At 59.7% G+C, this 25,358-nt stretch carries 22 protein-coding genes; 9 read left to right on the plus strand and 13 right to left on the minus strand.

Going from position 1 to position 25,358, the window contains the following annotated elements:
- Positions 1–29: 29 nt before the first annotated feature.
- Positions 30–233, plus strand: coding sequence for a DUF1289 domain-containing protein (locus IVB40_RS22085; protein WP_027569396.1), 204 nt, complete (start codon positions 30–32; stop codon positions 231–233).
- Positions 234–261: 28 nt separating this feature from the next.
- The gene (locus IVB40_RS22090) at positions 262–816 is read left to right on the plus strand and encodes a TIGR02281 family clan AA aspartic protease (RefSeq protein WP_027569395.1); all 555 of its coding nucleotides are present in this window, start codon (positions 262–264) and stop codon (positions 814–816) included.
- 32 nt (positions 817–848) lie between these two features.
- Here the strand turns inward: IVB40_RS22090 and dusA are convergent, their stop codons facing one another.
- A complete protein-coding gene (gene dusA, locus IVB40_RS22095; RefSeq protein WP_256468228.1) occupies positions 849–1,847 on the minus strand; it encodes a tRNA dihydrouridine(20/20a) synthase DusA in 999 nt (332 codons plus the stop codon).
- A gap of 129 nt (positions 1,848–1,976) precedes the next feature.
- On the opposite strand from dusA, the gene IVB40_RS22100 reads away from it, so the two are divergent.
- Both IVB40_RS22100 and IVB40_RS22105 read left to right on the plus strand, forming a co-directional pair.
- The gene (locus IVB40_RS22100; RefSeq protein WP_247816268.1) at positions 1,977–3,065 is read left to right on the plus strand and encodes a site-specific integrase; all 1,089 of its coding nucleotides are present in this window, start codon (positions 1,977–1,979) and stop codon (positions 3,063–3,065) included.
- A gap of 783 nt (positions 3,066–3,848) precedes the next feature.
- On the plus strand, positions 3,849–4,694 hold the full coding sequence (locus tag IVB40_RS22105; RefSeq protein WP_247816269.1) for a hypothetical protein: 846 nt from the start codon (positions 3,849–3,851) through the stop codon (positions 4,692–4,694).
- 196 nt (positions 4,695–4,890) lie between these two features.
- Here IVB40_RS22105 and IVB40_RS22110 read toward each other — a convergent pair whose 3' ends face one another.
- The 3 genes from IVB40_RS22110 to IVB40_RS22120 all read right to left on the minus strand — a co-directional run bounded on the left by IVB40_RS22110 (position 4,891) and on the right by IVB40_RS22120 (position 8,090).
- The gene (locus IVB40_RS22110; protein WP_247816270.1) at positions 4,891–5,496 is read right to left on the minus strand and encodes a hypothetical protein; all 606 of its coding nucleotides are present in this window, start codon (positions 5,494–5,496) and stop codon (positions 4,891–4,893) included.
- 157 nt (positions 5,497–5,653) lie between these two features.
- Positions 5,654–6,703, minus strand: coding sequence for a hypothetical protein (locus tag IVB40_RS22115; protein WP_247816271.1), 1,050 nt, complete (start codon positions 6,701–6,703; stop codon positions 5,654–5,656).
- A 271-nt stretch (positions 6,704–6,974) separates the two neighbouring features.
- Positions 6,975–8,090, minus strand: coding sequence for a Fic family protein (locus IVB40_RS22120; protein WP_247816272.1), 1,116 nt, complete (start codon positions 8,088–8,090; stop codon positions 6,975–6,977).
- A 239-nt stretch (positions 8,091–8,329) separates the two neighbouring features.
- Between IVB40_RS22120 and IVB40_RS22125 the strand changes: the two genes are divergently transcribed.
- The gene (locus IVB40_RS22125; RefSeq protein ID WP_247816273.1) at positions 8,330–8,740 is read left to right on the plus strand and encodes a hypothetical protein; all 411 of its coding nucleotides are present in this window, start codon (positions 8,330–8,332) and stop codon (positions 8,738–8,740) included.
- A 1,066-nt stretch (positions 8,741–9,806) separates the two neighbouring features.
- On the opposite strand, the gene IVB40_RS22130 is transcribed toward IVB40_RS22125, so the two are convergent.
- A complete protein-coding gene (locus tag IVB40_RS22130) occupies positions 9,807–10,310 on the minus strand; it encodes an isochorismatase family protein (protein WP_247816274.1) in 504 nt (167 codons plus the stop codon).
- Positions 10,311–10,738: 428 nt separating this feature from the next.
- Between IVB40_RS22130 and IVB40_RS22135 the strand changes: the two genes are divergently transcribed.
- Positions 10,739–10,987: a helix-turn-helix domain-containing protein gene (locus tag IVB40_RS22135; RefSeq protein ID WP_346283263.1), complete on the plus strand. Its 249-nt coding sequence runs from the start codon at positions 10,739–10,741 to the stop codon at positions 10,985–10,987.
- Between the two features lie 2 nt (positions 10,988–10,989).
- On the opposite strand, the gene IVB40_RS22140 is transcribed toward IVB40_RS22135, so the two are convergent.
- A complete protein-coding gene (locus IVB40_RS22140; RefSeq protein WP_247816275.1) occupies positions 10,990–12,381 on the minus strand; it encodes an EAL domain-containing protein in 1,392 nt (463 codons plus the stop codon).
- 302 nt (positions 12,382–12,683) lie between these two features.
- Here IVB40_RS22140 and IVB40_RS22145 point away from each other — a divergent pair, with 302 nt between their 5' ends.
- On the plus strand, positions 12,684–12,890 hold the full coding sequence (locus IVB40_RS22145; protein ID WP_247816276.1) for a hypothetical protein: 207 nt from the start codon (positions 12,684–12,686) through the stop codon (positions 12,888–12,890).
- 125 nt (positions 12,891–13,015) lie between these two features.
- On the opposite strand, the gene IVB40_RS22150 is transcribed toward IVB40_RS22145, so the two are convergent.
- The 5 genes from IVB40_RS22150 to IVB40_RS22170 form a co-directional block, all read right to left on the minus strand.
- Positions 13,016–14,026, minus strand: coding sequence for a M23 family metallopeptidase (locus IVB40_RS22150; protein ID WP_247816277.1), 1,011 nt, complete (start codon positions 14,024–14,026; stop codon positions 13,016–13,018).
- A 16-nt stretch (positions 14,027–14,042) separates the two neighbouring features.
- Complete coding sequence (locus tag IVB40_RS22155; protein ID WP_247816278.1) at positions 14,043–15,125, minus strand: helix-turn-helix transcriptional regulator; 1,083 nt, start codon at positions 15,123–15,125, stop codon at positions 14,043–14,045.
- A 177-nt stretch (positions 15,126–15,302) separates the two neighbouring features.
- Positions 15,303–16,667: an HlyD family type I secretion periplasmic adaptor subunit gene (locus IVB40_RS22160; protein WP_247816279.1), complete on the minus strand. Its 1,365-nt coding sequence runs from the start codon at positions 16,665–16,667 to the stop codon at positions 15,303–15,305.
- Positions 16,664–18,379 carry a type I secretion system permease/ATPase gene (locus IVB40_RS22165; RefSeq protein ID WP_247816280.1) on the minus strand — a complete coding sequence of 572 codons (1,716 nt, stop codon included), beginning with the start codon at positions 18,377–18,379 and terminating at the stop codon, positions 16,664–16,666. The genes IVB40_RS22160 and IVB40_RS22165 overlap by 4 nt, the downstream gene beginning before the upstream one ends.
- Positions 18,380–18,507: 128 nt before the next feature.
- Positions 18,508–19,809, minus strand: a complete 1,302-nt coding sequence (locus IVB40_RS22170; protein WP_247816281.1) for a calcium-binding protein — start codon at positions 19,807–19,809, stop codon at positions 18,508–18,510.
- A 1,532-nt stretch (positions 19,810–21,341) separates the two neighbouring features.
- On the opposite strand from IVB40_RS22170, the gene IVB40_RS22175 reads away from it, so the two are divergent.
- Entirely contained in the window at positions 21,342–21,608 is a 267-nt protein-coding gene (locus IVB40_RS22175) for a hypothetical protein (RefSeq protein ID WP_247816282.1), read from the plus strand.
- Between the two features lie 128 nt (positions 21,609–21,736).
- Here IVB40_RS22175 and IVB40_RS35800 read toward each other — a convergent pair whose 3' ends face one another.
- Positions 21,737–21,868: a hypothetical protein gene (locus IVB40_RS35800; protein ID WP_256468199.1), complete on the minus strand. Its 132-nt coding sequence runs from the start codon at positions 21,866–21,868 to the stop codon at positions 21,737–21,739.
- A 342-nt stretch (positions 21,869–22,210) separates the two neighbouring features.
- A complete protein-coding gene (locus IVB40_RS22180) occupies positions 22,211–22,378 on the minus strand; it encodes a hypothetical protein (protein ID WP_247816283.1) in 168 nt (55 codons plus the stop codon).
- A gap of 2,033 nt (positions 22,379–24,411) precedes the next feature.
- Between IVB40_RS22180 and IVB40_RS22185 the strand changes: the two genes are divergently transcribed.
- On the plus strand, positions 24,412–25,197 hold the full coding sequence (locus tag IVB40_RS22185) for a hypothetical protein (protein WP_247816284.1): 786 nt from the start codon (positions 24,412–24,414) through the stop codon (positions 25,195–25,197).
- Positions 25,198–25,358: the final 161 nt, after the last annotated feature.

Consider the following 25,358-nt stretch of genomic DNA (forward strand, 5'->3'; position numbering starts at 1 on the left):
CATGCCCGACCATCCGCCACTATGTCCGAATGAGCAAAGAAACGCCGTGCGTGGCCGTCTGCATGATCGATCCCAAGACCAGGCTGTGCTTCGGCTGCGGACGCACGTTGCCGGAGATCGCGCGCTGGCACGCCATGGAGAGCGCGGAACGGCTCGCGGTCATGGCGCTGTTGCCGGCGCGCATGAATCAGGCTGGACTTGCGCCCATCGCGGGATCGCCGGAACGCACCTGACCGGCCTGAGCGCATCGGGAGGTGCGCAATGATCCGATTCCTGCTCGTTCTCACCATGCTCGCCTGCACGGCAGGTGCCGTCGTCGCCTATGGCGATTCCGACCAGATCGCGCGCGCGAGCAGCAAGGTCTCGCATATCTTTCGCGCGCAGACCGCAGCGCCCGCCCCCGCCGTGCAGATCCCGCGCGGCCAGGGCGGCGAATTCGCGCTGCGCGCGAAGATCAACGGCGTGGCCGCACCGATGGTCATCGACACCGGCGCGACTTCGGTAGTGCTTACCTGGGAAACCGCGAAAGCGATCGGGCTGCCGCTCGAGATGCTCGAATACGACGTCGATCTCGAAACCGCGGGCGGTCACACCAAGGCGGCCCGCCTCACGATCGACCGCCTCTCCGTCGGTCACCTCGTCGAGAAATCGGTGCCGGCCCTCGTCGTGCAGCGCGGGCAGATGAAGACCAACCTGCTCGGCATGAGCTTCCTGGACCGCCTGGAGAGCTGGGGCGTGCGCGCCGACAAGCTGATGCTCACCGGTTATCCGGAGCTCCAGACCAGTCAACGCCGCTCGCGCCTGGCAGTCGACTAGACTTTTGCAATCCGGCTCGCCATGTGCCTCGGCTAGGCTGCCGCCTCCGCCGGCGCGCGGGCACCGACACGCGCAATCGCATCGCGCAGCACCTCGAGGCCGGCGCCCGGCTTCACCCCCTGCTCGGCAAGATGGCGGCGGAAGGCGCGCGCGCCGGGCACGGCATGGAATGCGCCGACGAAATGCCTCGTCATGGAGTGCAGCCGCGTGCCGCGCGCGAGCTGTCGTTCGATGTAGGGCATCATCGCTTCGAGCGCATCCTGCATCGAGGCATGCGGCGCCGCCTCGCCGAAAATGTCGGTATCGACCGAGAGCAGCCGCCACGGCTCCTGATAGGCGGCTCGTCCAAGCATCGCGCCGTCAACGTGATCGAGATGTGCTCTTGCCTCGTCGATGCCGGGGATGCCGCCGTTGATGATGACAGGCATATCGGCCATCGCTCGCTTGAGGCGATAGACGCGATCATAGTCGAGCGGCGGGATGTCGCGATTTTCCTTCGGTGACAAACCGCTGAGCCATGCTTTCCGGGCATGCACGATCAACGCATCGCAGCCGGAGGCAACGACCCCGCGCGCAAGGTTGTCGAGCGCGACTTCCGGATCCTGGTCGTCGATACCGATGCGGCACTTCACGGTGACGGGCACGGCAACCGCACCCTTCATCGCCTCGACACACCTCGCCACGAGATCGGGCTCTGCCATGAGGCAAGCGCCGAAACGGCCGTCCTTCACGCGGTCGGATGGACAGCCGACATTGAGGTTGATCTCGTCATAACCGAACTCCTCGCCGATCCGCGCCGCCAGCGCCAGCTCGCGCGGATCCGACCCGCCGAGCTGAAGCGCGACCGGGTGCTCCACCAGGTCGAACCCAAGCAACCGCTCCCGGTCACCATGAATGATGGCACCAGTGGTCAGCATCTCCGTATAGAGCAACGCCCGCCGCGTCAGGTGACGGTGGAACACCCGGCAATGCCGGTCGGTCCAGTCCATCATGGGCGCAACAGAAAAGCGATAGCCTTGATCTTTCAACAGTTTATCTTACTCTTCAATGGGATGAACCGCGAACGTGTGCACTCCAAACTAGGCGAAATTGCACACGTTTGTACCCGTTTTGACCTCTCAGTGCACACATAGTGCACACGAAAGTCGGAGTGCACACGCGTGGCGACCTTCACACAAATGGCATCAGGGAACTGGCGCGTCCAGGTCCGCCGGAAGACCCGCTATGTGGCCGAGACATTTCGACGGCGCAAGGACGGCGAAGAATGGGCGCTCGAGATGGAGCGCAATATCGATCGCAACGGATCGTCCAAGCCACGCGTGGCGCGGAACGTTCGCACGTTTGGCGATCTGATCCACCTGCACGATGAAGACATGCATGAAGTTGGAAGGCCCCCTCGCCGGTCAAAAGCTGCTGTAATGGCGTCGCTCAAGACTGCGCTCGGAAGCGTGAAGCTTCCCGCGCTCAATCGAGAGCGGCTGATCGAATTCGGAAGGAAGCGCGCCAAGGAAGGCGCCGGTCCCGCAACGTTGGCCATCGATTTATCTTTCATCCGGACAATCATAACTCATGCCGCCGCGGTGCACGGTATCGAGGTTTCTGCCGAGGAAGCCCGCCTCGCACGCGTCGCGTTAAGTCACCTCAATCTGATTGGAAAGAGCAACGAGAGGGACCGACGGCCCACACAAGACGAGCTCGACGAACTAATCGAATACTTTGAGACGAACCCGCGGCAGTTCATACCGATGGGACGAATCGTCAGATATGCCGTGGCAACGACATTGCGCCAGGAAGAGATATGCAAACCCGAGTGGCCCCTGGTCGACATGAAAAAACGACTGGTGGTCATTAGAGACAGAAAGGATCCGAGGAATAAGGATGGAAATGATCAGAAAGTACCTTTGCTCAATCTAACAGGGTATGACGCATGGGAGGTCATACTTCAGCAGAGGATTGTGACTCGTGGCTATGGACGGATCTTTCCCCATAACCACAGATCCGTAAGTGCGGCATTCACCCGCGCTTGCGATGAACTCAAGATCGAAGACCTGCACTTCCACGATCTGCGTCACGAGGGAACGAGCCGTCTGTTCGAGGCAGGCCTTCCAATCGAAAAGGTAGCACTGGTCACCGGCCACAAAGATTGGCGCCAACTCCAGCGCTACACCAACCTTAAGGTTGAAGATCTTCTCAAGCTGCAACACGCGCAGCAACCGTCGATGGAAGAGTTCATAAAGTTGTTGGCGTAACTACTATCAACGCACGTGGCGCGATCATGGGTGCGGCGCCGAACTGCGCACCAGCAATCACGGGCTAGTTTGCTTGGTAGCGTGCACGTGACGTGAAACGGGAAATCCTGTGAGAGATTCTCTCGGAGAAATTCGCAAGGGCAAAGGAGGCAGGGCCCGCCGAGAAAACGACAAGCCCGAAGCGGACGATGTTCAAGGACAATGCTAGCGATATAGGCCGTGAGTCCGGACGCGGACGAAACATCACTCCCAAGCCGCCCGGAGGTAGAAAACCTACTTGAACCCGCTTCCAGCTTCGAGGCGATACTTAAATTCTATGAGGTATAAGGGAATGTTTCGGGTACAATTCAGAGGCCATGCTCAGCCCGGAACGATATCAAGGTCATATTCTTCTTAAAAGCGCCCGCATTCCGCTGACTACAACTGTCTCTGCAGATTCATCCGGAGAACTGAAGTTTGACGTGGAGCCTCTGCCATTTGAGGGACAACAGTCGGCCCTCCTCGAGCTGATGCAAACGATCGGAAAGTTGGGAACTGAAATCGCGGAATTCGGGATCGAGTGCAGCGAAAGCGGAAAGCAGCTAAAGTCGGAACGCGTTTTTCTAGCCGGCTACCACCACAAGAGCGGCGTCCTTGAGATCTCCCTTGAGGCTTACGAAGCCGAGCTTCGGATCCAGATTTCCCAGCCGTCGCCGCCGGCTCTGCAATTCCGCCTTCGCGGCATTCGCAGCTTTGGTCCTGGACTCAATGGCACGACGCGCTTGGGAAACGTCTACGCGCGGAATGACGGAAGTCTCCGGTCCCTATGCAATAACGGGGCATCTTACAGTTCAAGCGCCAGAAGGTGAGTTGCCTGCCAACTGGCGCGGCGAGGCCAATGACCTCCTCCTGCATCTCAGGATGGCTCTGTCCTTTGCGAACGGGCGACACCTTAGTTCGCCCATCGTTGAGTATCGGGTAAATGACACCCTTACGGTGACATTCTATCGCACAGCCAGCAGTGGGACTTCTGAGCTGCCGGTGCAGCACTTCCTGAATTTGCAGCCGTTCTTCCATTCCGTCGCGGCTAATTTCGATGCTGCTCGACATAATCGCGACGCGTTGGCCAACGCGATCGGCTGGTTGCACGTCGAGACAACGCACGATGAAGTACGCTTCCTAAGCGGCATGACCGCTCTTGAACATTTGGCCTCGCATCATCTTCCCGAAGAATCGCGGCAGCTTATCCCCGCGCCTGATTTTGAAAGGATCAGAGGCGAGATTGAAGACCTCCTAGAGAGGAGCACCTACCTGTCCGATGATGTCAAACAGGCCCTCAAAGTTCGGCTGGAAGGATTAAGTCGCCAATCGCTCGCACAAAATATCAGGGCACTCTTCGACCTCTGGGGCGTCAGCAAAACCGACATCACGAATAAAATGTTGCGTCGACTGGTGACGACCCGAAACGATATCGTGCATCGCGGCATCGCTTCCGATAGAAAAACCCTATGGGATCTCATCGTGATCGTGCGCGAAATTAACGCACGGCTCATTTTAGCCCTGCTGAAATTTCAAGGTAATTACGTGTGCTATATGGGCGGCCGCCACATGCGGCAGTTTCCAGCTTGCGAACGGATTCCGAACTCCTGAAGGCCCGTCCCAACGGCGAAAGTAGACTACTTTCACCCGGCGTGATCTGATCGACGCAATATCCGAAGGCGTCCGTCTGCCCTTTGGCTTCCTAGAAAGAGGCGCAGAATGCACTTTCGGGTCGGAACCTGCATATTGGCTCTCCGTTTTGAGAGCCACGAGGTCCGTTGCCGAGACGCAGCTTCGGTAAACTCTCTCAGGAGGTTTTTTTCCTTGCACCCGATTTTGCACGTGCTTTTACAGCATCCAAATACGGCGACTCCGTACTTAGGAGAAGTTGGCGTGCATAGGTGCGGGAAGCCTCGCGAACGGCATCCTCTGAAGAGAACACTGCGAGATATACAGCGTGCAGAACGGCGATCACGAAAACGGGGATGAGATCAAGCGAGTATTTCTGCGGCAACGCGTACCAATATGCGAGGGCGCAGCCGATCATAATTGCGGCGTTCAGAGTCAATGCCGGCCATTTGAGCGCATATAGATTGCGCCGGTAGCCGTAGGTGACATTCTCGTTGAACAGGATATCGAACTTCTTCTTGTCGCGCGTATTCTCGCGCAGCCACGTTCCTGCACGCATGTAATAACCGTCGGCCGCAGCGGGATCGGCTTGCTCCTGGGCAGCGGTGGGTGCCTGCTCGGACAGCTTTGCAGAAATGATCGCGTGCATCCTCGCCTTCGTCAGAGCGTCGATGGAGCTATCTTGATGCCGAAGCATGGTGATGCTGGGAAGGCCTCCCATACGGTCGATCAATTTTGGTTCGATGCGCTTGCCCTGGCGCCGGGCAACGTCAGCAAAAACCATAAGGAGGACTGTGAGCGCAGTTCCGGCTTATTGCATGGGTGACGCTTAGAGATTTGCCCGATACAGCGACCCAAGCAAGAGCGATCGCTGGCGCCGCTGCGATGATGGCAGGGAACAGCCGCGCGAAGAGCGTGTACTTATCGAACTTTGGCAGAGGTTAATCCTCAACGTCTGGCGAAAAGGGAACAGTTGTCGCGTAGCCCATATTTGGTCTGCGATCATAGCCGCTGTGGAAGTTTACCCAGCCCGTGTCGGTCTTGTAGACATCAAAGCCCCGTCGAACAAAAGCGTTGGCAACCTTCGCGCGCGGATACCGAGATTCATCCTTGCCAACCGACGCGATTGCGTCGCCACGGCGTGATGATGGATACGAACCGAGCCAACGATTGAGGACCGCAGCCGTGACATTGCGGCGGCTTCCGTGGTGGGGGATTTGAATCAGGTTGGGTTGGATTTGGAGATAGAGGCTCTCGGCATACTGGGCGGCTTCGTCGAGTCCCTCGGGGCCGACATCGCCCGTGAGCAGCACGCGCTCTGTGCCGAACGTGCCCATCTGGACCACCGAGGACTCGTTTGATGCAGACGTAGCTGGCGGGTTGTTATCTAGCGTCTCGAGGTCCAGGCGTTCTTTGATCTTCTCGACGATATTCTTTAGCGCAGACCCGAAGATGCCGCCAACTGTCGACGCCGAATCGCTGGCGTAGGAAGGCGGCGTCTTGTCGAGATCAGGGATTAGGACGACGTATCGTGCGCGGCTCGGCGCTAAAACAGTAAAGGCACCGATCTGGGCTCCCTGCAACGGCGCGCGGATAGCGATGCCGCGCCGCGCGGCGATCTTTTCCATCTCAACCAGATATGGATGCATCTCGCGCATCTTCTTGACTAAGCCTTCGCGAGTATAAAGGCGGTGGAATTTATCCAGTACCTCATCAACGTAATCCCATGGACGGTTCATCCAAAGGGTATGAATCGTGAAATGTGGGTGCTCCAAGAGCTTGATGAGACCAGTAGCGTGATCATTGTCGGCGTGTGTCAGAACGACGTTGGCGATGATTGCTCGGTTCGAATGATACCGCTTGATGTGAGCGATAATCTGGTCGCCAGTGTCGGTGAAACCACCATCCACGACATTGAGATAGAAATCGCTGTATTTGGAGTCGCCCCATTTGACGACGATGGCATCGCCGTTACTGTCGCCGGCACGCAAGAAATCAATCTCGCATGGCAACGCGCGAACTCCTATGATCGCTACATGGTAGGCGACCGTTGGATCGACGTGAAACGCGGGCAGTATTCTGGCGAGTACAACCCCCTCCGCACAGCTATGTGGTGCGCGGCTCGGAGGCTGCAAGCGTAGAAGAGAATTTAAATCTCAAAGATTGGCTAATCGAGAGGCCAAGTGGCTACAATTCCAATAGGTCAACTTTATTGACTGTATCGAGCTTGCCGACCTTCACGCCGGTCCGTGGCCCGACCAGCTATTCGTCTGCGACCGAAATATTCAAGTGATATCTCGTATGACGTAGCTCGCCAGTTTTTGTGAGCGCGCCCATGTTCACGAGATTCTGCAAATCTCGCGTTGCCGTAGCGCGGGAAGTCTTCGTGATGCTGATGTAGTTCTCTGCGCTAAGGCCACCCTTAAAGCCGTCGATGCCTTCGCGAAACATCCGGGCAATCGCCTTATCTTGACGTTCGTTGAGCTGGTCTCGCAGCGTTTCGTACAACTTGGTCTTGGCGAGATAGAAGTTCACGCGCTTGATCGTATTGGCCTGCGCATCAGTGATAGTGTTCGCGAAATAAAGAAGCCAGTCGGTGATTTCCATGTCCTTGTTGTTGCGTTCGAGAGCGGAATAGTAATCCTTTCTCGATTTCTCAATTGTGTATGAGAGTGCAATCAGGGTCGGTTGCGCCAGATTTTGCGCGAGCGATTTTTCCGCGAGGGCTCGCGCAATACGGCCATTACCATCCTCGAACGGATGGATGCTTACAAAATATAGATGAGCGAACCCGGCGCGCGTCAACGCCGCAAGCGGATGCTTTCCGCCCGGTGCCGTTTCGTTGAACCAGGACACGAACGCATCCATCTCCTCCGTCATTTTTGAAGACGGGGGCGCTTCGAAGTGAACCTTCGGATGACCGATGCTGCCCGAGACCACCTGCATGGGGTCCGGGTGAGTGCGATAGGCCCCAATTGTATGGATGCTCCCAGCCCCGCTCATAAGCATGCTGTGCCAGGCAAACATGGTCTCGTGAGAAAGGGAGGTGTCAAAGTTCTTGTAGAGATCGGCCATCATCTCCGCGATGCCGTTTTCGGCTGGCAGAATGCGTTGGCCATCGTTCCCCAGGCCGAACTGCCGCCGAAGGGAAGATTGCACGCTATCCCTGTCCAGCACCTCGCCCTCGATCTCTGAGGTTTTCAGCGCCTCGTCACTTATCAACTCAATTTTTAAGGTCTCCCGGTCATCCGGGCCGATGTGCTTAAAAGCGCCTATGAACTCCCCTGCGCTAAGCAGAAATTTGCGCTCCAGCGCCTCTAAGTCGCTCGATTGATAAGTAAATTCTGGCCAAGACGGCCGCTCCCAGTTCCATGGCATGAGCTATAGCGCCCCTCTCTATAACTCATGATACCAGAAATAATGAGCTATAGGGAACCTTCCTATAGCTCATAGTACAACCATGCGGGGAAATCAGTAGGCTCTGCCTCAGAAAAACCCTGAATCGGGTTCCATCTCTGTTCTCGTAAATCCCCAGACAGCCGAAATACTGCCTGTGCTCGAAGGACTGCAATCATTTGATCAATCGCTAGAACAAATATCGAACGAAAGCTCCGCTCATGACCGCTACTATTACCTTCTTCCCCGTGTCGAACGGCGACATGACCCTTCTGCGTTTTGACAACGGTCAGACGTTTCTTGTCGACGTGAATATCCGTGGGGCCGCCGACGACGAAAACGACGATACGCCCGATGTCGCGAACGAGCTGAAGGACCGGAAAGCCCCGAACGTGAAGGCGGACCGCACCGGAACGGCCGGAGCGTCAGCGGAGGACCGCGCCAAGCACACAAGCGGCGCAGAGAGCCTAAGCGAGGCGCGGTTGCGGACCGCCGGTTCGGGGCTATGCGGGAGCGCCGCCCACCGCGCCGTCCGGGGGCTCATCAAAAGCGCCGGCCGCCTGCGGCCGGCTCCCCGAGAGCATCGCCCTCAGGAGCCTTGCCGGCGGGTCACCGAGACCCGTCGCGCTTGACCAATCGCGCAGTCGACACGCACTCGCCGGCGCAGACGACGCCTATTGCGCCAGGGCTCGACGCCGGAGGTCAAACCGCCAAGCGGCTCGGTCCACGAGAGCCCGGCCCGCAAGCAGCTGCTTGCGCGAGGCGCCATTTGGGAGAGCAATTCCTGAACCTTCCGGCTGAGGGCCTTGTCGTCCAGCGACACGACGCATTCGAGCAGAGCCTGTTGGACGGTGGCGGCGAGGACGCGGTGATCAGCTAAACGCCATAAGGCAAGGCACCGATCGGCTTCATCACGTGCGACCGACAATCCGAGTGCAACCGCATGTCGCAGCCGTGCCGCAAGCCTTCCAACGCTGCAATCAGCAGCTCTTTTCAAGGAATGCTCCGCCCTGAAAGACGACGCCGGCACCTGATTCCGCAAGGCGTGTCGGAAGTCGTGGATCCCGCCACACGGACGGGGCGTCGACATCGAGATGCACGAGCCAAGCGCAACATGATGGGGAAGCTGCCCCGCTGCCAGGCGTGCGCCAAGGGCGCATCGCCTTGACGCAAAATGGCACCCGGAGAGCGTGAGCATAGCGACCCGAAGGGGCACGCGGGTCCGAGTGCAGCGAGGAGACCGGTTAACAGCGGCACCCGGGAACGGGGCAGTGATAGCGATCGCCGAAGGCGAGCCCCTTTTCCGAGTGCCCCCGGCGAGGAGCTCTGTCATTCCCGCATGAGAGATACCGCATGGCCGAGACGCAAAGCGGCTCGGTGCACGAGAGCCCGCTGCGGCGCAGCCGCGACGCGCACCACAGCGAGGCTCACGCCGATGGAAGCACTGTATCGTCCCGACCATCGGTCTTGGCATCAAGGACTCCGATCTGAAGCTTGGGAAAAAGCAGCGTCAGCTGCCCGGCAGCGCTCTCGGCAGCGCTCCTGGCCCCCTCCCTCCTTGCAAATTCGGGCTTACGGCGCCCGCCAATTTCAAGCGCGTAAGCTGAAGCAGGCAGTTCAAGGGCGGCAAAAACCATTTGGTTCCAGAGAGCAGATCGGCGTTCGCGCTGTGCTGTCGCCCCGGCAAGCTAGCGTCCGTTATGACAACAACCGCCCGACCTTGTGCTTCAGGAGCGGATCGTTCAAGAACACCGCCCATTCCAGCAACAACTGACGAACAGTCGTTGCGAGCACGCCATGAAGAGCTAACCTGTCAAGCACGATCGCTCCGTCGCGCTCCACGCGCGGGGACGTGAGGTCGCAAGGCAAGCGGACGTCATAGCCCCGCCTGGCGGCTTCCAATGCCGCAATGAAAACGTCCTCCTCGAGCCAGGCGCCTCCCAGCACGATCGCCCCCGCCGTGGACGCCTCCAGCGCATCTGCAAAGCCCTGATCGTCCCAAAGATAGAGGCCGCTCGCATTCACCTGCACGAATGACGCGCCGGCCTGCTCGGGAAGCTGTAACAGCTGCGATTCTCCGGCGACGATGATCTTGGTGCCAAATAGGCCGGCGCCGGCCTGCAGCAACGAAAGGGTTGCAGCACCCGCTGCTCCGTCCGATGTCGTGCGGGTTTCGCCACGCATCGGGTTGACGAGGACCACTCGACTGCTCCGCGGGTCTATCAGCATCTCGAGCTCCAGATCGAGCTGGCCCGGACCGCGCTGCCGAACAGGCAGCGGCGCCTACCCAGCAACGCGAGCTGCGCCTCTGCCGATGCGCCCGATCGGGACACCGGCCGCAGCATGGCTGCGCAGCGACTCGGTCCCTGAACGCCCAGCGGCTTGCAAGCGCTCAAGTCTCGGCTATGGCGACGAATCCGTCAGGACGTACCAGGATGATGGCATCATCCGCTCGCTCGGTCAGAGACGACCAGTTGAGTCCGCTCAGCGCAGATCAAGGCGATGGAGCAGGGGGTCCGTGAAGCGCGACGGGCAAGTTGCCGGCACCGATCGCCGCCTTGACCAGATCACTGATATGCGCGTCCGACCATAGTTCGGGGTTGGCGTGAGCGGGACGGCACCGTGCGCGCTTGATGCGCGCGCTCGAGAGGCTGGCGGAAGGGAACGCCGTGACCACGGTTGCACTTGACCTTGGATACAGCAGCGTCAGCGGATTTATCGCCCTATTCCGCCGCGCATTCGGCGTAACACCGGCCGCCCATCCTCTCAGCCGGGTCCGATCGGCACTCAAGCTTCCTACTATATCCAGCTGGCCCGGAGGAGCTCCCGGAATAACGCGGAAGAGGACTGAAGCACTCACCGCCGAACCGGGCCGCTGAGCTCAGGCGCCCACCCAGGCGGGCGTGGGAAGGAAGTCCTCACCGACTCCCTGTGGCAAACCTTGAGGACGCCCGATCAGGTATCCCTGCATTTCGTCACACCCCATAGACACCAACATCGACATCTGCTCGTTGGTTTCGACGCCCTCGGCGAGCACTGGAATACCAAAGCTGTGGGTCAACCCGATCACTGCACGAACAATGCCGATCGACTTATCGCTCGTACCAAGGCTTGCGACAAAGAAACGATCAATCTTTATGCGGTCGAGCGGAAATGCGTAGAGATACGATAGTGAGGAGTAGCCGGTCCCAAAGTCATCCAAGGCAATCAAGACTCCGAGGGATTTCAATCGTTTCATCGTCTCACTCGCCCGGCCGACGTCTTCAATCAGCACGCCTTCCGTGATTTCCAATTCAAGTCTGGCCGGCGCAAGCCCGCTCTCTCGCAGAGCTCGCTTCACCTGGGTCTCGAGGTTTTCGCGACGGAATTGAGCCGCGGAGATGTTGACGGCGATCCTGAGCGGCGTTTCCCACAACGTCGCGGCGCGACACGCTTCCTTGAGGACCCACTCGTCGATTTTGGTGATCAAACCGCTCTCTTCCGCAATCGGAATGAACTCGCCTGGTGCAATAACGCCGCGAATGGGATGCTGCCACCGCACCAGAGCCTCGTAACCGACGATTTGCCTGAGGCTGTCCACTTGCGGCTGATATTCCAGGAACAGCTCGGCATTTTCTACAGCCGAACGCAGATCGTGCTCGACGGCACGTCGCTGGCGCAGCTGCTGATCCATTGCGCTGGTAAACAGGCGGATCGCGCCTCGGCCATCGTGCTTGGCGCGGTAAAGGGCCGCATCCGCATTGGCCAGCAGCGAGACGTCGTCCTCGCCATCCCTTGGGTATACCGCGACCCCGATGCAGAGGTCGAGCTCCAGACTATGACCGCCTGTCTCGATCGGGATCTCAAAAGCCGCGCGCATTCTTTTAGCGAGCAGCTCGGCAGCGCCTGGAAGCGGCACCTGTTCGGTAATCGCCATGAACTCGTCGCCCCCAACCCGGGCAACGTAGGCCCCTTCAGCGGCATTGTTCAAGCGGCGAGCAGTTTCGCGCAAAACGGCGTCGCCGATTGAGTGCCCGAAGAGATCGTTGATGTCCTTGAACCGGTCCAGATCAATGCACAGCACCCCCACACTGCCATTGATTTCCCGCGCTCGCTCCATCGCGGCCAGGAGTGCTCCATCTAGCGCGGTTCGGTTCGGCAGCTCGGTTAAAGCGTCGTGGGACGCCAAATGACTGACCCTGCGTTGGCTTCGGTTGCGCTCGGTGACGTCGAAGGCGGCGACGACGTGTGCCGGCTTGCCCTCGTACATCAAGGAACGACGTTCAACGACCACCTCGATTTCACAACCACTACTGCGCCTATCGCCGTGCCGGCAGAGTATCAAGAGCAGCCCGCACCGCATCTAGCGTATGTTAAATCGGGGTGCCCCACGTTGACGCCCCTGATTACTCTCTTGGCCCGAAGGCGAGACGATGCGCAGCAGTTCGGATTCGCCTCAATGCCCCGTTCTTTCCCAGTGACTGCTCCTCTTTCGGAACAGGAAAATATGGCAGCAAACTTAGCGTAGGTTATTTCTCACTGCCGCGATCCGGCGAAGCATCGGCTCCCTTCCAGTGGCGTTCTGGGGAGCTTCACATGTCAATCAAGAGCACAACTATTGCTGCACGCGCCGAACTTCTCACCGACCGGCTCCGGCGGCTTGCCGTCAGATCGCACATTGAGGAGCAGTACGACGAGGTCCTCATTCAGAGAGAGACACTTCGGATCGCCAGCGCCGATGCCAGGAAGCTTCGGCCGCTGCACGCGAAGGATACCGATGGTAACCTTGCTGCGTTACCTTAATCCCAGCGCGCACTTGCAGGGCGCCTGACCACCGCAGCAGTATCGCAGTGCCAGTCGTCTGACCGCGTATAGCGGGAGCGGGCGTTCCGGCAACCAGTCGGGCGCCCCCGAGCACAGGCGCGGCGCTAGAGCATGAGCTCCAGGTCCTTCCTGAGCACGACCTGGCCATCCCGCTCGACAACATAAGTGGCCTTGTAGGACCCGCGTTCCCAACCCCCAGGGGGTCGCTTCTTACCCGCAAAGAGCATGAATTGCGCCTTGTTGGCCTGAAGCGGCGCAGACCGATTTTCCGCAATGACGTGCTCGAGAGGATCCTTGATGACCAGCCATTGCGCATCGCCTGCCTTGAGCCCGATAGCCCGCACGAATGCGACGATCGCCATCGAACTGGCAGACGGCATTTGCCTCTCGGCACTACCGTCCTCGATGAGTTCCATCGTGACCGGACCCGTCGTAAAGCCGGCATTGAGGATGGCTCGTTCCTGATACTCGAGTTTCTGGCGCAAGGCAGTAAGCCAGAGGGATTGACCGCCTTGGCAAGACTCGGGACGTACGCCATACGCAAATGGATCGACGACCACGCCATTGTGCCTCACCGTGAAATGCAGGTGAGGATACTCCGTGAGGCCGGAGAGACCGACACGGCCGATCGGCTGTCCAAGTTCGACCTTGTCTCCAAGTTTGACCAACACACTTCCGGCGGCCAGGTGGCAGTACTGGGTTTCCCACTGCTCCGGGTGTTCGATGACGACGCCATTGCCGCATTCGGTCTCGCGCACCGCTTCGCGCCCCGATTTTGTAAAAGTCCCGTCTGGAGCGTCATTGCGGATACGAAGAATGCGGCCGCCTGCCGCTGCGCGCACTTCCACGCCGGCCTTTTGCACTGCCAGTGAGGGCAAGCGAAAGTCGGTGCCGTTGTGTTCGTCATAAGTCAGCGTGCCGCACTTGTAATCTCGCGCCGACCGAGACGGATCGAGATCCGTGTAATTCTGGATGTAGCAGGTGCGGCCAGGCTCGCAGGCAATAGGAAGCGCCAATTGAATGCTCTGGGCATCGGCATGGAAGCCGGCCCCAACCAATACCAGGGCGGCAAACGCCCGGTGGAGCAAACCTGCGCAGCTCATGCGATTCGACATCGCGGAGACCCCGTACTCAGTCAGGCGAATGCTTGCCAACCCTCCGCAATCGCATCGAGCCCTCTTCATCCAATCGAAGGTCGGAGACCAGCCGGCTCATCGAGTTCTCCCGCCTGCCAGCGCCAAAAGGCGATTGGGTGAGATGATACAGAAGAAAGAATTCCGACTGTCGATTGATCCCTAGTTTCAGCATGATCCTCTTGGTGTAGGTTCGCACCGTTGCCTCGGTCAGCCGAAGCTCGGCTCCAATATCGCGAGGGCACTGGAATTGAAGAATCCGGGTGACGATTCTTTCCTCAGCCCAGTTCAATCGGAAGGCAGATGCAATGCAGTGCGCGCCCTGCACGTCGTCGAATTGCGGCACGACAATGAGGGCCTGTCCCAGCTTGTCATGCGTTGGAACAACGCCGATCTTGGCGAAGGCGAACTGCTGACGATCCATCGAGAGCGGTACCGTAGTATTGAATGATCCATGAGTCCCGCTCTCGATCAGCACCTTCCCGACTGCCTCCCGCAAGCTCTCGGTCACGGAGCCGCATGAGCCCGCGAGCCTGCCTCCGTCCATCCTTAGCAGCTGGCGCTTGGCAAGCAGTACTCGTCCACCACGATTGACTGCGTAAATGTGCAGGCTCTGGTCCGCAACGATGGCGGGAAAAGTCAGCTCTTCGAGCCAGAGTTGCGCATCGACATGCCCCGGGGTTTGCCGGGCAAGTGAATGAGCGGCGTTCCATAGCGGGCGTACGGTATGCGCCAAACCAGGAATCTCGGCTGCCGCAAGCGCGGTCGGTCGCCATCCGGCCACGAATACGACCGTGGCTCGCTCATCGGAAGCAAACCTACCAATGACTGAATGACTCTTTACTGGGGGTTCCGCACCGATCAACTTGCGGACGAACCAGGTCCGGGAATTGATCGGCTCGAGCGAGGCGATGTCCTCAGGGGTGCCCGTGCGCGCAATTCGCTCAACCATCGTCGTGCATGACGGATCGGTTGGGGCGTCTCCGATTCTGACTTCTTCAAGCCCGGAGGAGGATATCATCGCTACGTAGCAGCTCCGGCAACCGAGCAATTCCGCCATGGCCTTCGCGAAATATTCCATTGCGATCTGTGGCGGGCGCGGCTCCGGACAAGGCCCTGATAGACCACATCCATCATTGCCTTGCTTCGAAGCGCGCTCGACGCAACCGGAACGAAAATCATCCTGTGCGGACGGTAGTGCCTTACTGCACTCATGCACGGTCGCCTCCCTCGTAGGCCGGCCCACCCTCACCAGCTCTTAATTCTCCCTGAACGCACGGTTGATCCGTAGCGTCATCGGCTGCAACAGATATTCCGCAAAGGTTCGTTCCCCCGTCTCGACAAATATCTCGACAGGCATTCCAGGCATCAATGTGGAGATGTAGGAGGCTGTCGGCGCGTTGGGGTCCAGCTCAACCTCGGCCAAATAGGAGCTCTCGCCGGAACGGGTGTCGGTCAGCGCGTCTGCCGCAACGCCGACGACCCTTCCCTCGAGCATCGGCCGGCGACGAACGTTCAGCGCGTGAACCCGCACACGCGTCATCTGTCCGACATAGACCTCTTCCCGATCGGCAGGCTTCAATGTCGCCTCGATGACAAGCCGATCTTGCGTCGGAACGATTTCCAAAAGGGTTTCCCGAGGTCCAAGCACGGCATTGAGGTCCCTGCTGTTGAGGCCGACGATCCTTCCACTTTCCGGGGCACGCAATTCGGACCGGACAAGCTGGGCACGCAACGCGGCAATTCGATGTCTGAGGTCACCGATTTCCTCGCTCGTCGCATGCCGCTGCTTGGCGATATCCTGATTTTGGTTGAACCCTAGCTGCCGGCGTCTGTCCTGCAACTCCGAGATCTTGCCCTGCATCTCCGAAATTGATGCGGCATTGCGATCGACCTGTCCGGCAGCCTCGGCTTCCGCGCGTTGCAACGCCAACACACGTGGTTTCCGGGCGAGGCCCTTTGCGAGGAGATAGCTCGTGTCGGCTATCTCTTCTCGCAACAGTTTGAGCTGCTGTTCAAGTCCTTGAGCGTTGCTCTCCAGGCCGCGGATGGCATCCGCGTTTTGGAGCATCTGCTGATCGATCACCTTGCGCTCGTTTTCAATCGCGGCCAGTCGCGCGGCAAATTCAGCCTCCTGGGTTTGAATGGCGATACGTGCGGAGAGACGGGTCGCACTTTCCCGCAATTCGTCCGGAAACCGGATTGACTTCGCGGCGTCTTGCTCCGCCGCCAGCCGGGCCTCCATCGCTAGGTCAGCAAAGAACTTCGTTTCGAGGGAACCAAGGGTCGCTTCAATCTGCGCGGTGTCGAGCCGCGCAATGAGTTGACCGGCTTCGACATGATCGTTCTCCCGAACATAGATCGATTTGATGATTCCGCCCTCCAGATGTTGCACCGCCTTGCGCTTTGAATGGACCTTGATGAATCCTGGTGCCACGACGGCGCCGCGGAGCGGAACCGTGGTTGCCCACAAGCCGAAGCCGCAAAATTGCAGGACGAGCAGCACACAACCCCAGGCGATGATCCGTCGCATGTCGGATCGCGGTTGCTCCGTCGGCCACGTCTTCGAGCCGAGGCCGGCAACAGGCGCGGAAATCGCGGAGGCATGACCGGTCTGCGTCATGGTAGGACCCTCCTGCCTGGCAGCTTCTGAGGTTCGACATTGCGAGGGAGGCCAGGCGAACCGGGTACCGGTGCCGGCCGCTGGGCGCGAAGAACTTCAAATGGCGGTCCGAAGGTGATCTGGTTGCCGTCCCTCAACAGCAGCACAGCATCGGCGATGGTCAACAGCCGCGGTCGGTGGGTGACGATCACCGATGCCGCGCCGCGCGCTTTGGCTGATTGAATGGCGGAGCACAATGCTTCTTCGCCGTCCGGGTCGAGATTGGCATTGGGCTCATCCAACAGGATCAATTTGCGATCGCCGAAGAAAGCGCGTGCAAGACCAATGCGCTGACGCTGGCCGCCAGATAGCCTGCTGCCGTCGCGGCCGATCTCGGTCTGATAGCCGGCCGGAAGGGACAGGATCATTTCATGCGCCTGCGCGAGCATGGCCGCGGCGACGATAGCCTCGTCCCGTGCGCATTCATCAAACCCGGCAATGGCTTCGGCCACCGTTCCACCCAAGAGCTGCACGTCTTGGGGAAGGTAGCCGATGAATTGCCCAAGCTGATCGGGATCCCAGGTATGGAGTGCTGCGTGGTCCAACCGGATTGTACCGCTGCTCGGCCGCTCGAGGCCTGCCATCAAGCGCAGCAATGTGGATTTTCCAGCGCCGGTCGGTCCGATCACGACGACAAGTTCGGATGGCCGGCATTGAAATGATGTGCCCGCGAGAACGGGACGCTGCGTTCCGCCAATCCGGAATGTCACCCGTTCGACCTGGAGAATGCCGGATGGCGGCGGAAGCAATGTCTTCCGCGCACGTGCAAGAACCGGCATCGCAGCGTTGCTGACTTGCGTCCAGGCGTCCTGCGCAGATGCCAACGCGCGCCAAGCCGAGACCAACCCTTCCATGGGCTGCAATGTGCGAGCTATCAGGATTGAACTCGCGATCAGACTGCCGGAGAGCACCTCGTTCCGGAGCACGAGCCAGGCACCGGCGCCGATCGCGGCAATCTGCAGAATCGTCCTGACCATTCGGGCGGCGGCCGCAATCGTGTAGATGCGTTCGCTGGCCCGCACCACCGGAGACAGGGCTTCGTCATTGAGGCTCATGAAGGCGCGGATGGCGCCTCGGGTCCAGCCCATTGCCCGCACCACGCTGGAGTGACGGACGATTCCATCGAGCATCGCCTGCGTCTTCAACGCGGCTTGCGAAGCCTGCGCAATTTCCCCGCGCGCGATCCAGTGGCTTGCAACACCCATCGCCAACAGGACCCCCACCCCAATCAGGGCTATGACGCCATACCAGGGGTGCAGGAAGAACAGGAGAAGAATGAACACCGGGAGGAATGGAGCATCTATCAGCGATGTGACCGTTCCGCTCGACACGAAACTTCTCAACTCGCGAAGCTTGACGAGATCGTGCTGCCGTCCGTCGCCCGGCGCCGTGCCGATGATGCTGCCCTCAAGGATGATCGGAGCGAGGCAATGCTCGAACCCAACCGCGAACCGACTCAACAGTCGGTTACGAAACGTGTCGAAGGCGGCGCTGAAGGCGAGAGCGCCCACGGCGATGAGGGTGAGGCCGACAAGCGTCTCAACGCTACCGCTGCTGAGCACACGGTCGAACACTTCGATGGAATAGAAAGGTACGACCAGCAGCAGCATGTTTACGCACACGCTGAAACACACGATCCACATCAACGCGAATCGTCCCGGAATCAAGGTCACCAGCAATCTTTGGCCAGATGCTGGGATAGCACCACGGTTACGAGAATACATAACGGGCCGACACTATCACTGACTGAAAACATGCAGACGGCGGGGCGGCCTGACAGCCGCCCCGCTGCTAGTCGGCGCTAGACAACTTCGATCGCCGTATAACCGGCGGCATTGTTGATGTCATCGATCGACTCGAACGGCGTCGCACCGCCCGAGACGCCGTCGAGCTGGATTGTGCCGAAGCCGAAATCCAGCACGGTGTTGGTGCCGTCGTCGTCCACGACGACGGTGGCCGGGTCAAAGCTGGGCGGAGCATCGACATGAACGACATCGCCGTCCGCAGCACTGAGATCGGTGACCTCATCATTGCCGAAGTTGGTCGCCGTGCCGTCACCGAAATTGTGCGTATCGGTACCTGCGCCGCCCGTCAGCACATCGTCGCCAAGCCCGCCGCTGAGGACATCGGCGCCGTTGCCGCCGCTCAACTCGTCATCGCCGGCATCGCCATTCAGGGTGTCGTTGCCGGCCCCTCCCGACAGTGAGTCGGCCCCATCTCCACCATTCAGGACGTCGGTGCCGTCGCCGCCGGCCAGCGTATCGTCTCCGGCGTCGCCGTTGAGCGTATCGTTGCCGGCTCCGCCGCTGAGTTCGTCATCGCCATCACCACCGTTCAGGATGTCGTTGCCCGCACCGCCGGCCATGACGTCGTCTCCGGCATCACCGAACATCGTATCGTTGCCCGCGCCGCCATCCATGAGATCATCACCGGCATCGCCGTGCATGGTGTCGTTGCCGTCGCCACCGTTCAGCGTATCGGTGCCGGCACCACCGTTCAGGATGTCGTCGCCCGCACCGCCATTCAGCAGGTCATTGCCAAGTCCGCCGTTCAGCGTGTCGTTGCCGGCGTCGCCATTCAGAGTGTCATCCCCGAGGCCGCCGTTGAGTACGTCGTTACCGCCGCCGCCGTTCAATACGTCATTACCGGCGTCGCCGCTCAAGGTATCGTCGCCGGCGTCGCCCCACAGGGCGTCGGCACCCGCGCCGCCATGGACGTCATCGTTGCCGTCCCCGCCGTGAATGCTGTCGTCGCCGGCGTCACCAAAGAGGTGATCGTCGCCGGTTCCGCCATCGATTGCATCAATGCCCGCGTTTCCATGGATGGTGTCCACGCCGGCATTTCCGCTCAGCGTATCGTTGCCCGCGCCGCCATTGATCGTGTCATCGCCATCGCCACCGGTGATCGTATCGATACCGGCATTTCCATCCAGGGTATCATTGCCGGCACCGCCATCTATGACATCGTTGCCCGGGCCGCCGCTTACGGTATCGTTTCCGTCGAGAGCGCTGATGGTGTCGTTGCCTTGCAGGCCGTTGATCTGATCATCCGCAGCCGTGCCAACCAGCGGATCGTCGCCTGCTGTTCCATTGATGAGTGCCATGGTCTCCGCTCCCTTTGCATGGAAATGCGCGACGCGAGTCCCATTGCGACCCGTCATGGACGTCGCAGATTTCGGGTTTGGCTTGATGCCCATCACCGATCGATGTGGGCTCCGATCAGGCAATCTTGGACGAAAGGAGAGCGATGCCGCAATCCCCATTTGGGGACAAAAGAATACGGCAATCTGGTGGACCCAATGACGTGGCACCGAATGAGTCCGTCAAGGTGCCGTCGGCCTGAGTGCGAGCGGAGATGCTGCCGTTAATGTCCGCCATGTACCCGACGACGCCTTTCAAGGTGGTCGGTGACAAAACGGTAGAACTTCTCACAGTGCATATCGTCGATAAAGGCAAGCCCCTCTACGACAAACCTCCAGCGAAGTAGATCGGCTGTGAGAGGTAGGTTCGCAATTGCCGGCAGCATCGCGAGAAAATCCATTGACCGCTGACATCTGTTGCAGATGTGGGTTGGTGCATTGTCCGTGTCACCGCCGCGCGGCTTTGCGGGTCCGGCCAAAGGTGAGGCTGAAGGGCCGCGGAGGATTCGAAGATCGAAGGGAAGCTGACTACCTGCCGAATGGGCGTGCTGAACAAACGAGAAGCACCGATCTGAGCCGCCCTGATCGGTATCACCCACTGTGCTGGCGGGGTTTCCGGTAGTCAGAAAGTTTGAGCCCGAGTATTACATTCAGCTATGCGCGGATAGCTATGCTCGGATCACGAAAAACATTGCGGCAAGCTCATCAGCTGACGAGATCACCGAGTTGAAATGTAAGCTCACGATCATCAGAGATGGCGCCCTGGCAGAGGCCGAAGCTGAACGTCGATGCCGAATGTGGAAACTCCCAGATGTCTGGAAGCGCATCATTGGTGGAGCGGGCGTACCGGAGAAGCCGATCCCGAGGGCGGACGCACTTCGCCTGATCGATTACTTCGCTGTACCTCCAGCAGGTACACTAGGCTTGCTGTCGAGCTCGCAGATGGCACATCTTGCCGACCAATGCGAAGGATGGCGTGCACACCGAACTTGCACGACTATGAAGCGGCTCGCCTGGACGGCAAGGCGATAGGATTGCGCCGTTTGGCAGAATACCTAGGGCCTCTTCACCAACCTCATGAGCCCCCTGAGTCACTTCATAGGGTTCTGGCAGGAAAAGCCTGACGGAGCAGCTATGATCCCCCGCAGTCGCTCTGAGTGCGATTTTACAAAATTGCTCCCGGAGCTTGGAGACTTGTGGCAAGGTCAAGCACAGCGATACACGAGACGGTCCGGCCACTATCCGCCCAGGAGCCGTGCGGAATGGCTGGCCGACCGCCATGTGACCTGCAACATCCAATGCCTGAACGGCCGCTGCAATCACAAGGTCGAGTGCGGCTCGTGTGCTCCCGCAGGATCAGCCGTGGTCGCGCGTCGGTTTGCGCTTTGTCTGTTCGGCATGCGGCGCCGCAGGATCTGTGCATATCGTCCCGGACTGGCATGACAGTCGCGGGCAAGTCAGGCCAAGCATGGGCGCTTGAGGTTTTGATTCCAGCGATGAAGCACGTCACCGAACGCCCTTTTGCAAATCCACAAGCCGCAGCCCGCAAGCTGATCGAGCTCGCCGCCGGCATACAGCCGGTTCAGGACGGCCGTATCCACATTGAGAAGGTAAACTATCCCTTCCTCTTCACGCTGAAGGGAAGCGGCCCGGAGTTCGGCGCCGGCATCAAGTGCGCTATCGAGAAGGGTTGGCTGGAGCTGCACGAGAGCGGTACCTACGTGCGGCTGCTGACGCTGGGCGAGGATTTGTTGGCGCCTTAAGGAACCTGCCGGGGGCGTTTCCGCTTGAATCCGCGCTGGCTCGCCGCCCGAGCTGGCGGAGCGGCCTCGGCCTAACCTCAAAAGCCCCCCTGAAGCCGGGGCCGTCTCTCCTGCGATGGAGTGAGCGTCTAGCTCTCGATATTTCGTGCGGCTAATTCCTGGTCCAGCTCCTTCAAGCGCCCGAGGAGGTTTTCCACGATCTCCATGCAATCGGATTGCCGCAATGATTGCACGCCGCGCGCCGCCAGCTCGCGCTCCAATATAGTCTCCATGATTACTTGGATGCTCACAAATCCCCCTCGAAAACCTTGTTTCCTCAGGTGCGCTCATGGGAAAAGCCGCAGCGTGGTTCCAGCCCCACTGCGGCATTCCCGGGAAACTTGAAATTGGTTGGTATTTAAATCGCGCCGGTGTTCTCACAGTAGAACGCCCCGTTCCGAAAATGGACTCCGGACAACTACCGGATTCCGGTTTTGTACGCGTTGTCGATGTAGGGCGAACCTGGCATCGCTTGGTTTCCAGCCCCCAATGCTCCCGGCAGCCGATCCAATTGCGGATTAGAGCGCCGGGAGTGCTAGGGCCGCCAGCGTGACCGGCAGCCCTCAACCCCGCAGTTGGATACCAAAGCTTCCCGCCACACGCTTCACTGATGCAACGTATCTATCCAACGCGCTTGCAATCTGGACCGCGCCGGCGCCTTCGCGCGACAGCGCGAGCAGAAGTTGCACCTCTGCATCGGTCCATTCTTTGGGTTTGTCGTTTCTCTTCATCCGCGCAATGCTTTGATGAACTAATCAGACTGGTTTCGAAAAGCAAGAAAGCCCGCCAGGTGCGTTAGCTAGCGGGCTTCCAGCCGGAAGTCGCAGCGAGTTCACCATTGCGACCGACGAATATGAACGGAACAAGGTTTACACTTTGTTAGCGGCGGCTGCGTAGCGTGTTGCTTGGGACGGGGCCGTGGGGGACATACGCCGCCTTGTGCTCGGGGTGAGAGCCCGCCAGCTAGCCAGCCCCGGCGGCGCTCTCCCTCAGCATAGATGGTTCGGATTCATTACAAATTTGAATTGTGATTTAGATCATATTCCCTTGCCCAATGGCCCAGTATGATGGCCTCCACCCGGGCTGGCTCCATATTTCACTTAGATCTTTTTCACCCGTTTTTCTTGACAATGAGGCCGCAGCGGGCCCCCTGCTGCGGCCTTCGTTTAGGGTGCTTAGCATCTAGGATCAACCCGGCTGCCGCCATTTCACACCAGTGCTGATTGCCCTTGGAGAACGGATTGTGCCCAAAGCAAATTGCCTGATCGTTCGTGCTGCCGGAAGACAACTGGACCTTTTACGCGGCGAAGCCTCCCGCATCGCGAGAGGCAATAACGTCGATTGGTCGATTGATCGCGCGGAGGTCGGAGCTCGTTTCTGCTTCGAGGATGCAAAGGCAAAAGAGTCATTCGCTCTCGCGTGTGACAACCTCGGTATTTCCTGCCAAGACGGCTAGTCCACAGTCCTGCTGTAAGCCAATCGCAGTCGGAAACCATTATAGCACTCAGCGCTAATCCGGCCCCCGTACCTGGAGGTCCGCACCTTCGATCCAAAGCACGGGAGCCGAGCGCGTCGGCGCCGCCGCCGACAGCGGGCTTATGAAGCACGCACCTGTGAAGGGAGCAACAGAGTTGGCGTAGTTCGATTAGCGGTCGAGCAGCCATTGCCCCGGGGGTGCCTTGCTTTTCTCGATGCTGGAGGTATGCGGTCCTAGCTCGTTCGCCAATGACATGCTGACGCCCACCAGCTAACGAGAAGGCCGCCCCCTGAGGCGGCCTCTCGCTTCCGCTCTCAGGCTCGTGGCACGCCTTTCCCGGCATCTGCGCGGCGCGCCTAGCCTTCGATCCAAATCGTACATCTGGATGCCGTGAACTACGCTGGGGCGGTGCTACGAGGTGACGGTGGAGGCAAGAAGAGCGCGCGACGAGCGGAACCCGCTAGGACAATGGATGGGTCGAATCCAGACACTCTGTAGCTGAGCGACGGCTGCTAGGGGAACTTCGTAGCTAATCACCGTACCAATTTGCGCGCAGCTTCACTGAAGCGCCAAGAAGCGTTGCCTTCACAGTAGCTTGCGACCGATGGTGAGGAGGAGTGGATATCCTCGGCGCGGCGAGAACCAGGGGACCAGTAGCTCGCCCCCTTCCGCGAAAGCGCTCTGCGTTTTTTCCGCGCGGAGCTTGCCACTTCTACGGTTCGAGCCACGTTGACACATTAGATCGCGGGAGCCGCTAGGCTCAGTCGCGCTTGACCGAAGTGAGGTGTGGGGCTCCCGGCTGCGGCTAGCCTCACAAGCCACTTGCGGAATCCTCCGCGAAAAGTGTGGAGAGGTAGTCTGGAGCGGCCGGATTATGGGCGCGATGATCCATGCGCAAGGAGCCCGCGAGCGCGCCCAGGAGGCCGTTCGAGAAGCCGACCGGGCGGAGGCGGAAGCCTGGTCCGTCCGCATGGAATGCTACGCGGGCCCGGCGCAGCCCTGCCCGACGATCGATCAATGCTTAGTGGCGGACTCGCCTGGCTGGAGGTTGAGTGCGCCCCCTGCAAGACACGCGAGCCTGCCAGTCGACGTCATACATCGGCATAAGCACACGCCGCTCTGGAGTTTAGGCGCTTTTTCCTGCCTCGATCAGCCTCGAACTTTCGGCGATCGGACTCATTTGCCGACGGCGCCTTCGCGCGCAGCGCTGGGCCCGAGCGCACAGGCTAAAACTGTGCTAAACAACGAAAGTCAGCACCGTCGTCAAGGGTTCATATGGAGCACCAAATGGCTTCCACGCGGGACGACAGCGTCGCGGAACGGCAGATCGCGGAGGAGCTTTCGCACCTGACGCGCAAGGCGGAAGACGGTCCCTCGGTCCAGCCGACCATGGAGACGTCTCGCGCACCGGCAACGAACCATCAACCGACGAAACAGCCCCACGTGGCCTTCGTCTGCTCTCTGTTGGCTGTGTCCTTTGCTGCTTGGTGGTGGTGGTCGTCCTCCGCTCAACCGGCGATGAGGGCCCCTTCGGACCCTGCACCCCTGACGCGGGGCCCCCGAGATGCTGCGGCGCCGAAAGACGCGGCGCCGTCTGCAATCGACCTGGTTTCCGACTTGACGCAGCAGGTGCAGGCGATGACGCGCGATCTCGCTGCCTTGAGGCAAGCAGTCGAACAGCTTAACGTGACGCAAGAGAAATTGGTCCACGACAATGAAAATGTCGCGCGCCAACTCAAGACAGGCCAGGAAGAACTCGCACGTAACAGCCGTGTCATCGACGATGTCAAAGGGATCCAGATCCAGATGGCACGCGAAAGTCAAACGCTCACCGATCGCCTCAACGCAAACCAGGAGCAACTCGCCCGCGCCACGGCGAACGCCTCAGCACCAAAGGAGATGATGCCTGAAGTTACGAACGCGATCCCAGAAAAGCCACAGGTCATGCAGGAAGTAACATTGCCGCGTCCACGGCAGTCGGCCAATGTTGCCCAGGCGCCAAAGCCGGCGCCAATTGCCAGACCGCAAGCTATAAAACCGCAACCGTCGTTATCGTGGCCATGGTCGCGCTAAGCTGCGACCGACCTGCTCCTGCGGCCGAACTAAAGCTATGGAGACGGGCGCCGTTGACTGCGGCTCCTATTCAGACTTTCGGATCTGGCCCGCTGTCGCCCCGTGGTCCCTTTCGCTACGTAATCGCCCTCCCGTAAGACCTTGTAAACCCGCGAAATCAT

Origin of the sequence: Bradyrhizobium sp. 40, from assembly GCF_023100925.1 — a bacterium.
GTDB lineage: Bacteria > Pseudomonadota > Alphaproteobacteria > Rhizobiales > Xanthobacteraceae > Bradyrhizobium.

Bases quoted from the DNA above. Each gene is read 5' to 3' on its own strand.
- IVB40_RS22110 (WP_247816270.1), bottom strand. From the start codon at position 5,496: ATGGTTTTTGCTGACGTTGCCCGGCGCCAGGGCAAGCGCATCGAACCA.
- IVB40_RS22150 (WP_247816277.1), bottom strand. From the start codon at position 14,026: ATGTCGAATCGCATGAGCTGCGCAGGTTTGCTCCACCGGGCGTTTGCC.
- IVB40_RS22085 (WP_027569396.1), top strand. From the start codon at position 30: ATGAGCAAAGAAACGCCGTGCGTGGCCGTCTGCATGATCGATCCCAAG.
- IVB40_RS22120 (WP_247816272.1), bottom strand. From the start codon at position 8,090: ATGCCATGGAACTGGGAGCGGCCGTCTTGGCCAGAATTTACTTATCAA.
- IVB40_RS22105 (WP_247816269.1), top strand. From the start codon at position 3,849: ATGACGGAAGTCTCCGGTCCCTATGCAATAACGGGGCATCTTACAGTT.
- IVB40_RS22145 (WP_247816276.1), top strand. From the start codon at position 12,684: ATGTCAATCAAGAGCACAACTATTGCTGCACGCGCCGAACTTCTCACC.
- IVB40_RS22160 (WP_247816279.1), bottom strand. From the start codon at position 16,667: ATGACGCAGACCGGTCATGCCTCCGCGATTTCCGCGCCTGTTGCCGGC.
- IVB40_RS22155 (WP_247816278.1), bottom strand. From the start codon at position 15,125: ATGGAATATTTCGCGAAGGCCATGGCGGAATTGCTCGGTTGCCGGAGC.
- IVB40_RS22090 (WP_027569395.1), top strand. From the start codon at position 262: ATGATCCGATTCCTGCTCGTTCTCACCATGCTCGCCTGCACGGCAGGT.
- IVB40_RS22125 (WP_247816273.1), top strand. From the start codon at position 8,330: ATGACCGCTACTATTACCTTCTTCCCCGTGTCGAACGGCGACATGACC.
- IVB40_RS22175 (WP_247816282.1), top strand. From the start codon at position 21,342: ATGAAGCACGTCACCGAACGCCCTTTTGCAAATCCACAAGCCGCAGCC.
- IVB40_RS22180 (WP_247816283.1), bottom strand. From the start codon at position 22,378: ATGAAGAGAAACGACAAACCCAAAGAATGGACCGATGCAGAGGTGCAA.
- IVB40_RS22185 (WP_247816284.1), top strand. From the start codon at position 24,412: ATGGCTTCCACGCGGGACGACAGCGTCGCGGAACGGCAGATCGCGGAG.
- IVB40_RS22170 (WP_247816281.1), bottom strand. From the start codon at position 19,809: ATGGCACTCATCAATGGAACAGCAGGCGACGATCCGCTGGTTGGCACG.